Origin of the sequence: Clostridium pacaense, from assembly GCF_020709765.2 — a bacterium.
Taxonomy (GTDB): Bacteria; Bacillota; Clostridia; order Lachnospirales; family Lachnospiraceae; genus Enterocloster; species Enterocloster hominis.
This window is the reverse complement of the sequence record NZ_JAJFEB020000018.1, coordinates 74,504-85,794: the sequence shown is the minus strand read 5'-3', so window position 1 is coordinate 85,794 and position 11,291 is coordinate 74,504. Positions and strand designations below refer to the sequence as shown.

Sequence of the window (11,291 nt, the reverse complement as noted above, 5' to 3'; positions counted from 1 at the left end):
CAAACAGGCCCCTCACAAGGCCTGTCCGTCAACCGTGCCGGCCATGCCAGCCCCATTCTGTAATTTTCCAGATACCCGGTACCGGATATCCCCGGTTCATTCCCTGAGCCAGCCCTCTTCCTCAGGCAGCAGGAAGTAATTATTATCCCTGTCCGAATCCATAATCATGGAATCCAGTTCCCGGAGCAGGTAGCTGTCCGGCATATTGCGCTGCCACCATCGGTACCCCTTTGTGTTCCTGATTCCTTTGGCATCAATCTTCCTGCCTGCATAGTAATCAATGTAAACACCCGCATAGGTGGCTGCCATGGAACGCTCCACATCATTCCCAAGATTTTTCACCACTCCCCGTATCTGGTCACTGATAAGTTTCTGTATGTAGCGGTAAGACCAGTCCTCAAAGTCCAGCAGATCCGGATTCCCACTTCCCATCTTCCTGGCCCAGCCTGACACATCCACGGACCGTGTCTCATAGGAAATGCTGCCATCCTCATCCCAGACCACCTCGCCATACTGGCACGGGGGGATGCTCAATGCATCTGTGATGATTTCCTGTATCCCGTAAGCCTCATCGGCCACTCCAGGCTCAGCCTTGTGCTTGCGCACCCTTTGTACATGAAGGTGTCCGCTGAAAAACAGGGGAAGTTCATATTTCTGGAGAAGGTCAATCACTTCCCCGTTATTGTCCATGGCACATTGGGTGGTATACATACGGCTCTGGGCCAGCAGGTTATGGTGGGCAACAGGCAGTACGAAAATCCCCTGTTCCCTGGCTTTTAAAAGCTGCTCATCCATCCATGCCAGGGTGCTTTCCTTAATCCTGCCCTCCACCTTATTCTCAGGTTCATACTGGCAGGAATCCAGCATGAGAAGCCAGTTTTTTTCATCCAGTCCATATACGTAACTTAGGGAACTGCTGTCCCTGCTGAGGGCCTGGTCATATCCATACCTGTGGTAGATTTCGTAAAAACCGTCCGCATCTATGGAATCCACGGATTCCTTCTCTGCTCCGTAATACACTGCGGCATGCCCATTGTTGATATCGTGGTTGCCGGGAATGACCAGTACCTGTATCCCTGCATCCTGTACCCGCGCCAGACGTCCTGCCAGTTCTTCATGGTTCATCCGCTCCCCGTTCATGGTAATGTCCCCGCTGAGTACAAGGGCGGAAGGCTTTTCTTCTATTACCTCGTCCAGGAATGCCTCCAGCAGTTCCGGAAGGTACTGGATGACCTTACCGTCGCTTCGCTCCACAAACAGCTGGAATGCCGGACCGCCGTCACCTGCCTGGGCGCTCTGATAGTGGAGGTCAGTGGCCAGGACAAGCCTTGGGGGCACATACGGCTCCTCTGTGTCCTGGGGAGGGGTCCACAGGCCGGGAAACTGTTTCTTCCAGCCGGTATACCCTTCTTCCCTTATGACCTCCTCCGGCTTTTCGGCCTGGGAATCCGTTGCCGTCTTAATCAGGCTGTCCACGTTCCTGTCTTCCGGCCGCTTTCCATCATCACCGTCCACGGATTCCTGTCCGAATCCCTCTGTGCCTGTCTCCATCTGCACCGGGCCAACGGGTTCCATTAATTTTTTCATAAAATGCAAAACCCCGAAGCATGCCATGAATACCATGGCATACATCAGGGCACTTATTATCCAGGTCTTTTTCTTCATCCGGTCAGCTCTTTCTATATGATGCCTAACTCTTTTATCGCGTACGCGATACCGTCATCCTCCACGTCCTTTGTCTCAAAGGTGGCATAGGGCAGAAGCACGTCGCTGTGCTGGCCCATAAGCACACAATTGGTGGCATATTTGAACATGGACAGATCGTTGCTGCTGTCGCCGAATACATAGGCGTCATCCTTGGAAATACCATAATGCTTCAGGACTAAATCCATGGCCGTTGCCTTTGAATGGCCTCTGGGAACACACTCATAATAGCCGTCCCCCCTGTCAATGGCCTCAATATCCTTAAGACGCCCGAACAGTTCCCTGGGTCTGCTCTTCTCATCCGAGGCCAGATAAAACTTGGAAAAATCGTAACAGTCGTCCTCCCAGTCATACATGCCTGTGGTACCCGACCGTCTTAATGCCGCCTTCAGCTCTTCTACCTGCGGAAACCTGGAAACCGTTCTGTGCAGATAACATCCTTCCACACCTTCCAGCGCGCCGTCCAGACCGCATTCGTCAATATCCTTCTTAATCTGCAGACCTCTCTCATGAGGAATCTGGTAACAGTAAAGTACCCTGCCCTCCGCAATCACATAGGTCCCACAGCCGCACAGGCAGCCATCGGTCTCAATCTCAGACCGGATATCCCGGGTGTGGGGGTACACCCTGCCTGTATTGATGAATACCAGATGCCCTTTTTTACGCGCTTCCTTAATTGCCTCTTTGGCGCTGTCAGGAACCAGTCCTGTCTTTTCAGACAGGAGGGTTCCGTCAATATCAAAAAATAAAGCTTTATTCCTATTACTCATCATCTCTGAACACAATAGTCTGTGTCTCCTCATCCATACTCTCTACAATTGCAAGGGATTCCAGCCTGATTCCCTCGGAACGCAGCAGGTCCCCGCCTACCTGGAAGCCTTTTTCAATCACGATTCCCGCGCCCACCAGCTGTGCACCGGAGTCCCTGACAAGGGCTGCCAGTCCTTCCAGCGCCTTGCCGTTGGCAAGGAAATCATCAATCAGAAGCACCTTGTCCCCAGGCCCTAAAAATTCCTTGGAAACAATGATGTCATATACACGGCCATGGGTAAAGGATTCCACCTTGGTGGTGTAAACCTCTCCTGCAATGTTCTTGGTCTGTGTCTTCTTGGCAAATACCACCGGCACATCAAAGTACTGGGCAACTATACATGCTATTCCGATACCGGAAGCCTCAATGGTCAAAATCTTGGTCACCGGAACATCGGCAAACCTGCGCTTAAACTCCCTGCCAATCTCCCCAAACAGCTTAATATCCATCTGATGGTTCAGGAAGCTGTCCACTTTCAGAACGTTTCCGGCCTTAATCTTGCCGTCTTTACGTATCCTGTCTTTTAAAATCTGCATGTACGTACCCTCCTCATTCTTTTCTTATCCTATTACTGCGCTGCCGTAGTCTCTGCCACTGTGGTCTCTGCCGCTTCCGTCTCAGCTGCTGTGGTTTCTTCTGCCATGGTCTCTCCTGCCCCGTCTTCCGCTGCCGTGGTTTCCGCTGCCATGGTTTCTCCTGCCCCGTCTTCCGCTGCCGTGGTTTCTGCTACCTCGGTTTCCGCTGCCGTGGTCTCTTCCGCCTCAGTCTCATTTGCCGTGGTTTCTTCCGCCTCGTTCCCTGCCGCAGCCGTCTCCGGTGCCGCCGTCTCCCCAGCACCCGTCTGTGCAACATTGGAAGCATTATCAGCCATGAACTTCATGACCTTATAATTCAGCGCCATCTCATCAAATGTCTCCTGGCCATAATAACTTACCGCAGCATCCACGGTCTGTCCGTTGGATTCTGCAAATGCCTCACGGTCAGCATCCTCCAGCACAAGTCCCTCACGCTCTGCAATCGTGTTGATGACCAGCTGGTTCTTTACATCATCCTTCACACTGGCATAGATTGCTTCCTGAAGTCCAGGCACATCCATACCGTTGGCCTGGGCCATACCTGACAGGCTGCTTCCATACATCTTAGCCTGCTGCTCGTACTGTTTAAGTCTTGTATTGTAACGCTTGGAAACTGCATTCTTATTAAGCTTGAACGTGGAATCCGCTACTACCTGCTGGAGTACGGATGTCTGTACCTGACGGTCTGCCGCCTGCTTCTTCTGTTTTAACAGATCGGCCCGGATGCTTTCCTTATACTCATCCACGGTCTTGTAGTCTGAAACCCCCTGGACAAATTCATCGTCCAGGACAGCGTCTGTTTTCTCCTTCACCGCATTCACGGTAACAGTGAATACAACAGGCTGTCCTGCAAGGGATTTTTCCTGATAGGTCTCTGGGAATGTCAGGTTCAGTTCCTTCTTATCGCCCTTCTTAGCCCCGATCAGGCCATCTTCAAATCCTTCAATAAAGCTGCCGGAACCAAGTGTAAGGTCAAAGCCCTCAGCGGATCCGCCCTCAAACTCCACACCGTCCTTTGTTCCCACATAATCGATGTTCACCACATCGCCCTCTGCTGCCGGGCGGTCAACCTCGGTTTCCTTGGGATTCTGGCTTAATACCTGATTAATCCTGGAATCCACCTCTGCGTCCGTGACCAATACCTCCGGCATGTTTACCTTAACGCCTTTGTATTCGCCCAGTTCCACGGTACCCAGGTTTTCCTTTCCCCCCTCAGTACTGCCTGAACATCCTGTCAGCAGTGACAGGGCTGTCATGGTGCATAAACATATCAATGCTAATTTTTTCATCTTACATATCCCTTTTCTTTTACTCATTTCACACATCCCCGGGCGGGAATGAATTTTCAAACATGCCCTCGTCCTCCCTCCCCTGATCTGACATGGGGATTCCCGGGGATTCCTTTCGGAGCGTGCGCTGTACATAGTTATACCATACCTGTCCATGAAAAAAAAGTGTTTCCATCAATTTCATGAAAATTTAAGAGGGCCTTCCTTTTATTTATAAAATGCCTTAAATGCCTTGTAGGTGTTATACACATCCAGCTTGGAAGACAGTTCAAAGGGGGAGTGCATGGACAGGATGGGTACGCCCAGATCCACGGTATCCACATTCATGTGGGCAACCAGCTTGGCGATGGTCCCGCCTCCTCCGGCATCCACTGCGCCCAGCTCCCCTGCCTGCCAGTACACGCCCTCTTCTTCCATGATACCGATGACTTTTGCCATGGTTTCAGCGCTGGCATCACTGGAACCGGACTTGCCCCTTGCACCTGTGTACTTGGTCAGGACACAGCCCTTGTTGATGTAGCTGGAATTACGACCTTCATATACATCGGGAAATGTCGGGTCGTAGGCCGCATTCACATCAGAGGACAGGCACAGGGAATTCCTGAGCACATCCCGCACCGGCACGCCGGCCTGCCCTGCAAGGTCTTCTATGTAGTGAAGCACGTAATCCGAATTCAGACCGGTATTGCCGTCAGAACCAGTCTCCTCCTTATCAGTCAGGATGGTCACCGTGGTATGGGCCGGCTTCTTTGCATCCATCTCGGCCGTAAGAGCGGTGTAGGCACACACCCGGTCATCCTGTCCGTAAGCTCCTATCATGCTGGCATCCAGGCCCACATCCCTGGCCTTTACCGCAGGCACCAGCTCCAGCTCTGCCCGGAAGAAATCCTTTTCCGTAATCTTATAGCGCTCATTGAGCAGGGACAGTGCCATCAGCTTGACCGGTTCCTTTATGTCCTCCTCCTGATAAGGAAGGGAACCAATGACAATATTCAGTTCCTCCCCCTTCAGTCCGTCCTTTAAGGGGCGCTCGTTCTGTTTGGCTGAAAGATGGGGAAGCAGGTCTGTCACGCAGAACACCGGGTCTGTCTCATCCTCACCGATGCAGATGTCCACGGTTTCCCCATTTTTCTTAACCACCACCCCATGGATGGCAAGCGGTATGGTCCCCCACTGGTATTTGCGTATGCCGCCGTAATAATGGGTCTTAAAAAATGCAATCTCGTCCTTCTCATACAGGGGATTGGGCTTTAAATCCAGCCTTGGCGAGTCAATATGCGCCCCGTTTATCCTGACTCCCTCTGAAAGGGGCTTCTTACCAAAGGTGGTTGCTATCAGCGCCTTTCCCCTGTTAACATAATACACCTTATCCCCTGGTTCATAAGAAGCATTCCTGTCAAAGGGCCTGTAGCCTGCCTTCTTAAGCATTTTCACGGCTGCCTTCACGCATTCCCGCTCCGTCTTGCCTGCATTTAAAAATGCCTTGTAACCCTCGCAGTATTTGGACGCCTTTTCTATCTGCTCCGGCGAATCCTTTCCAATGTGAGGGAAGGTCCATGTAAGCTGTTCCTGTAATTCCTGTGCTTTTGTCTTTTTTGACATATCCTGTTTTATCCTCCTTTATAATTCAAATGTCCTGGCCTTTAGAGGCACAGCACCGAATCTTTCGTGTTTTATATCCATCAGGAGGGCTGCATCCGCCGCATTCCCTCCGCGTGAAGCCGCATCCAGCATCTGCCCCAGCCCATCCCTGCCCACAGGCTCAGAGCGGGCCATCCAGCCCAGTATATCCCGTTCCCCCCGCTTAAGGATTCCTTCCGCGGCATCCCCTGCATGGGCAGCAACATAATCCCAATACGCCTGTGCCGCCTCCTCCTTAAGCCCCCAGGGCCAATACAGGCGGTACAGGGCCAGGCGCGTTACAAGTTCCGGCTTCTCCTGCACGGTCACATAGGGAAAAAGCCGGTCATACTCCCCCACATCAAACCTGGTCCCGTCAAAACAGTAACGGTACATATGGCCGCAGCCATGCATTTCCCTCATAATAATCCTGGCCGGGGTATTCTCCACCGACTCTTCAAAATACTCCGGGAACACCAGTCTGGCAAGAAGCGCCCCGTCCTCCCCCCTGTAATCCACATCCAGGGTCTGGCGAAGCTCCGAAAGAATCTCCCTGAAGCAGGACTTCCCTTCCTCCCTCACACAGATATCCAGGCGTTCAATACCGGTACACCCGGTAAACACACCCGCCCCCCAATCCTCCACGGTACTACGGCAGGAAATCTTCCTCAACCCAAAACAGTTATAAAAAGCATAGGCACCAATCCGTTTTGTATATCTGGGCAACACCAGCTCCTTAACCTGGCTGCCGCAAAGTTCCGGCTCGCCCTCATATTCATGCGGAGGCACCTCGCGCCCTCTGACCGTCTCCGAAAAAAGATACCTCTCAAGCCCCGTCACAGGCTTTCCGTCATAACTGTCCGGAATCTGTACAATTCCGTCTAAACCATAACAACGCCGGACAGATATTCCATCCAGCGTTTCCTCATATAATAACTTCATGGTATCAGTTTAACCACTTTACATATTTTTTTCAAGGACATTTTAAGATCTGCCGTAAAAAGGAAAATGAATCATTACAAACATAGTGACCGAACGCACAAAATATGCTAAAATAAAACCAGTACCAGGGGAGGGGAGCTTACCCTCTCCCCAAACCACAAAACATCCACATATCACGGGGGAAATGCATATGAGACACATCAGCAAAAAAATCATCGCAATGAGCATGGGAATCATGATGGCCGGAAGCGCCATCTGCCACGTCAGTGTCCAGACATCCATTGTAGCCGAAGCCCATTCCGGAAGGACCGATGCCAACGGCGGACACAAGGACAACAAAAACAAAAGCGGCCTGGGATCCTATCACTACCACTGCGGCGGACATCCCGCCCACCTGCACCCAGACGGAGTATGCCCCTACGCCGCCACTTCATCCGGCAGCACCCAATCCGCCACCTCCGCCCCTGCCTCCGAAGCAGACACCGCCCTTACCAAACAGGTCCAGCAGGCCCTAAACGACAAAGGCTACGACTGCGGAACCCCCGACGGCATATCCGGCGAAAAAACCAGGACAGCACTAATACAATTCCAGGAAGACAACAACCTGACCGCCGACGGACTCATCGGAGAAGAAGTAAAAACCGCCCTTGGAATCTAACCCCCAAAATCACCATCCAACAAACCATCGCCCCCTCCCCGCTCACAAACGAACCCAAGGCCACCCCATCCTACCATCCCCAGATTCATGATTGAAGGCCTCGTCCCGGAGCGCCCAGCAACCTCTCCACAGCCTTAGCAGGAGTCAGGGGCGGGAGGAAGGCGGGGCTGCGGTTCCTTGTGGAGGGGGGCAGGTCTGCTTACTCAAAAAGAGGCTGGAAGCAGGGCCGAGTGAGGGCCTCCAAGCCCGAACGCAGAGTCTCCACGGACGGAAAATCATCAAGATTTTCCGGTAGTTGAGACGGTGCCCTGTTTCCAGCCTCTTTTTGAGTTAGCAGACCTGCCTCCCGGAACCAGGAACCGCAGCCCCGTCTTCCTCCCGCCCCTGACTCCGGAGAGACAAACAAAAACAGAGGTTGCGTCCCCTCCAACCCCTGCCTCCAATCATCAACCTCCCCATCATTCATCCACAAACCTATACCCCACCCCCACCTCAGTCAATATAAACCTGGGGTTTGCCGTATTATCCTCTATCTTACGCCTGATATTAGCCATGAATACCCGCAGGGACTGGTAGTCGTCCGTGGTGTCATATCCCCACACCTCCTGCTGGATATAGTGATGGGTCAGCACCTTGCCGCTGTTGTTTACCAGAAGTACCATCATCTTGTACTCCAGGGGCGTCAGGTGGATTTCCTGGTCATGGACAAAAATCTTGCGCTTTTCAAAATCCATCCTGAAGTAGTCCAGTTCAAACTCCTGGTCCTGCCTACTGACAAAGGAGTTCTTGTGCCGCAGCCCCACACGGATACGGGCCAGAAGCTCTTCTGCGCTGAAGGGTTTGGTCACATAATCGTCCGCGCCCTGGTCCAGGGCATTGATTTTTTCCCGCTCCTGCCCCCTGGCAGAGACAACAATGACCGGCGTATTGGACTGCTGCCTTATCTGCTTTAACACTTCCATGCCGTCAATATCCGGCAGTCCCAGATCCAGAAGGATTAAGTCCGGATGGTTGGCATAAAAAAGTGAAATACCGGAAAGGCCGTTATCTGCAAGTATATATGAATACCCCCGGGTCTTAAGGGATATCTTCATAAAATTCTGTATGGTCTTGTCATCCTCAATGACCAGGATTGTGGTTTCATTCATGCTTTTTGTCCTCCAATGGCATCCTTATTTCAAACACAGCGCCGCCCTGGCTGCCGTTATAAGCTGTTATGGTCCCTCCCTGGGCCTCTACAATGGCTTTGCAGATGGTAAGCCCAAGACCTACCCCTCTCTGTTTATCCCCCTTTTCATAGGCCGTGGTAAAGAAGTTGTCAAATATCTTATCAATCTTTTCCTTGGACAGGCCCACCCCGTTATCCGACACAGTGAACACAAGGACATCCCCCTCCTTCACAACCTTAAGCGTAACCGTCGTGCTGTTTCCGGAATGCCGGAACGCATTGTCGAGAAGGTTGACCAGCACCTGTATGAAAAGGCGGCCATCCACCGGAAACAGGATGATATCCTCCGGCGTATGGGTCCTTAAGGTATGGTTTCCTATCCGCTTGGACACCAGCCGGACCGCAGATGAGACAATATCATCCAGAACTTCCTTTTTCTTATTGATATCCAGACGCCCTTCCTGGATCCGCGTCATGTTAAGCAGGTTTTCAACCATGGAGCTGAGCCACTCCGAATCCGTACAGATATCCTTTAACATGCTCTTGATTGTGGCATCGTCCATGATTCCCAGATTGTCATAAAGGAAACCCGCGCTTCCGCTGATCCCGGTCAGCGGGGTCCTTAAATCATGGGAAATGCTCCGAAGCAGCGTGCTTTTAAGCCGCTCCCGCTCCACCTGCACCCGGTTGTCCTCCTTTTCCCGGCTCAGCTGCTCCCGCTCAATCACAAGGGTAATCTGGGAAATAACCGTGTCCACATATATCTTTTCTTCCTGGTTCAGCGTCCATCCGGCGCAGTCAAAGATGATGACCCCATATGTTTTTTCCCTGTTCCGGATAGGAACGTACAGACCGTTGTCATCCGGGAACTGGCATTCCCCATGTCCGCAGGGAATGGACTGGCGGTAGCACCACTCTGCCATGGAATTGGAGAATACCGTGTTCTCATCCTCCTTCAGAAGGACGGTCACATGCTTTCCAATCAGCCCTGTCAGGCTGGCCTCGCTGTACTCCTTAATCTGCTGGTACCCGGACAGGTTCAGGAAACCGCTTCCGATTTCGTTGAGCTTGGCTGTTATCTCCGTCTTCTTGTTGGCTATCTGCATCTGCTTCTGAAGCTTCAGCACCAGGGTGGCCACCGTGGCAGCCACTGCCACGAATATGACGGATGATATCACATAGTTAAGGTCATCCATGTGGAAGGTCAGCTTGGGTTCCGTAAACAGGTAGTTAAAGGTAAATGTGAATACAAAAGCCGCACAGAACGCCCATGCCAGGCTTCCCGTTGCAAGTATGCTGATCAGGACACCTACCAGGTAAACCAGAAGCAGGTTCTCCGCCCTGATACCCCAGCTGTCCAGCACAATGGCCAATATGGTCGAAAATACCCATATGACGGTCATCCTCACACATGCCTTTACAAAATCCAGTACAACATCCCAATGGTTAAACATATATTTATCCTTCACTATTCTTTTACTCTGGTATATTACCCAATCATATCCGCAATCATTACAGGGATATTTATCACCAAATCCATCCCCAGCTGCCCGAAAACCTCCACATTCCTTGGATTCTTCACAACACATACAGCTTTCTTAATCCCAAAAACCTTCTTACACATCTGGCATATCTCAAAATTATCCGTATCCTCCTGCCCTATGGCCACAACCATGTCAAAGTCCTTTAAACCGGCATCCGCCAGGACATCTTCCTGGCAGGGGTTGCCCAGGATTGCCTTGACATCATAAGAAGCACACATGCGCTCACAGAATTCCTTATCCTTGTCAATCACCGTCACCTTATGGTTCCTGGCTGTCAGCAGGCCAATAAGGATATCCGCGTAATCACTGCCGCCTGTCACCGCTATCTTCATACAGCCACCTCCTGGCATACAGACTCTGCCAGATGCAGGTAATCATCCACCGACAGGTTATAGACACAGATCGGCTTAATGGGCGTATCCCTTATGAGCCGGCTCCTGCTGGTGTCATCCAGACGCGCGTATACCTGGTTCACCTGGAAAATGCGGCTGGCTATCTGTGAAATCAGGAGGTTGGAATTATCATCCGGGGTGGCAGCAATGAACATGCCCGCCCGTTCAATCCCGGCTTCTTTTAATACCTTGGGGTCAGTGGGATCCCCTTCCATCTCAGCCCCGCCGAACCCGTCCGGCAGGTAACGGAAGCTTTCCCTGTCCTTATCTAAGACAACCACCTTGTGACCTTTATTATATAATGTATTGGCCAGCGCTGCGCCGAAGGGGCTGCAGCCAACGATAATAATACCTTTTGATTTATGGAATAACATGATATTTCCCCCTTTCTACTATATGTTCCCACTTTTATTGTAAAAGAAAACCATATAAAGAAACTAGGGATAATGTACAAACAGGGTATAAAGATTCTATAAAGATATCTTTATCCCTGTTTCCTGATTACAATCATATCCTTAATCCATGCCTGTGTCAAACAAAAATTACATCACGGGCAAACCCGCAGAATCATATAAAAATCACACCGCG

The 11,291-nt window shown here is 51.4% G+C and carries 12 protein-coding genes; 1 reads left to right on the top strand and 11 read right to left on the bottom strand.

All coding sequences use genetic code 11. The features are described 5' to 3' along the window. Positions 1–96: 96 nt before the first annotated feature. From LK536_RS52060 to LK536_RS52030, 7 genes are all read right to left on the bottom strand, one after another. On the bottom strand, positions 97–1,587 hold the full coding sequence (locus LK536_RS52060; RefSeq protein WP_331472265.1) for a metallophosphoesterase: 1,491 nt from the start codon (positions 1,585–1,587) through the stop codon (positions 97–99). Positions 1,588–1,679: 92 nt separating this feature from the next. Beyond that, positions 1,680–2,474 carry a Cof-type HAD-IIB family hydrolase gene (locus tag LK536_RS52055; RefSeq protein ID WP_506092221.1) on the bottom strand — a complete coding sequence of 265 codons (795 nt, stop codon included), beginning with the start codon at positions 2,472–2,474 and terminating at the stop codon, positions 1,680–1,682. Next, on the bottom strand, positions 2,467–3,051 hold the full coding sequence (locus LK536_RS52050) for a xanthine phosphoribosyltransferase (RefSeq protein WP_008720099.1): 585 nt from the start codon (positions 3,049–3,051) through the stop codon (positions 2,467–2,469). Before LK536_RS52050 ends, LK536_RS52055 begins: the two co-directional genes overlap by 8 nt. 32 nt (positions 3,052–3,083) lie before the next feature. Continuing rightward, positions 3,084–4,379, bottom strand: a complete 1,296-nt coding sequence (gene tig / locus LK536_RS52045) for a trigger factor (protein WP_025485345.1) — start codon at positions 4,377–4,379, stop codon at positions 3,084–3,086. A gap of 28 nt (positions 4,380–4,407) precedes the next feature. Next, positions 4,408–4,563 carry a hypothetical protein gene (locus tag LK536_RS52040; protein WP_506092220.1) on the bottom strand — a complete coding sequence of 52 codons (156 nt, stop codon included), beginning with the start codon at positions 4,561–4,563 and terminating at the stop codon, positions 4,408–4,410. A 23-nt stretch (positions 4,564–4,586) separates the two neighbouring features. Continuing rightward, on the bottom strand, positions 4,587–5,981 hold the full coding sequence (locus tag LK536_RS52035; RefSeq protein ID WP_227796840.1) for an aminopeptidase: 1,395 nt from the start codon (positions 5,979–5,981) through the stop codon (positions 4,587–4,589). A gap of 18 nt (positions 5,982–5,999) precedes the next feature. Next, on the bottom strand, positions 6,000–6,941 hold the full coding sequence (locus LK536_RS52030) for a leucine-rich repeat protein (RefSeq protein WP_227796839.1): 942 nt from the start codon (positions 6,939–6,941) through the stop codon (positions 6,000–6,002). 190 nt (positions 6,942–7,131) lie between these two features. On the opposite strand from LK536_RS52030, the gene LK536_RS52025 reads away from it, so the two are divergent. Next, positions 7,132–7,599, top strand: a complete 468-nt coding sequence (locus tag LK536_RS52025; protein WP_227796838.1) for a peptidoglycan-binding protein — start codon at positions 7,132–7,134, stop codon at positions 7,597–7,599. Positions 7,600–8,057: 458 nt separating this feature from the next. On the opposite strand, the gene LK536_RS52020 is transcribed toward LK536_RS52025, so the two are convergent. The 4 genes from LK536_RS52020 to LK536_RS52005 are packed head-to-tail and all read right to left on the bottom strand — an operon-like array spanning position 8,058 to position 11,077. Next, positions 8,058–8,747, bottom strand: a complete 690-nt coding sequence (locus tag LK536_RS52020) for a response regulator (protein ID WP_008720107.1) — start codon at positions 8,745–8,747, stop codon at positions 8,058–8,060. After that, positions 8,740–10,221 carry a sensor histidine kinase gene (locus tag LK536_RS52015; protein WP_227796837.1) on the bottom strand — a complete coding sequence of 494 codons (1,482 nt, stop codon included), beginning with the start codon at positions 10,219–10,221 and terminating at the stop codon, positions 8,740–8,742. Before LK536_RS52015 ends, LK536_RS52020 begins: the two co-directional genes overlap by 8 nt. 35 nt (positions 10,222–10,256) lie before the next feature. Then, positions 10,257–10,643, bottom strand: coding sequence for a potassium channel family protein (locus LK536_RS52010; protein ID WP_227796836.1), 387 nt, complete (start codon positions 10,641–10,643; stop codon positions 10,257–10,259). Beyond that, positions 10,640–11,077 carry a potassium channel family protein gene (locus LK536_RS52005; protein WP_008720112.1) on the bottom strand — a complete coding sequence of 146 codons (438 nt, stop codon included), beginning with the start codon at positions 11,075–11,077 and terminating at the stop codon, positions 10,640–10,642. Before LK536_RS52005 ends, LK536_RS52010 begins: the two co-directional genes overlap by 4 nt. Positions 11,078–11,291 lie beyond the last annotated feature (214 nt).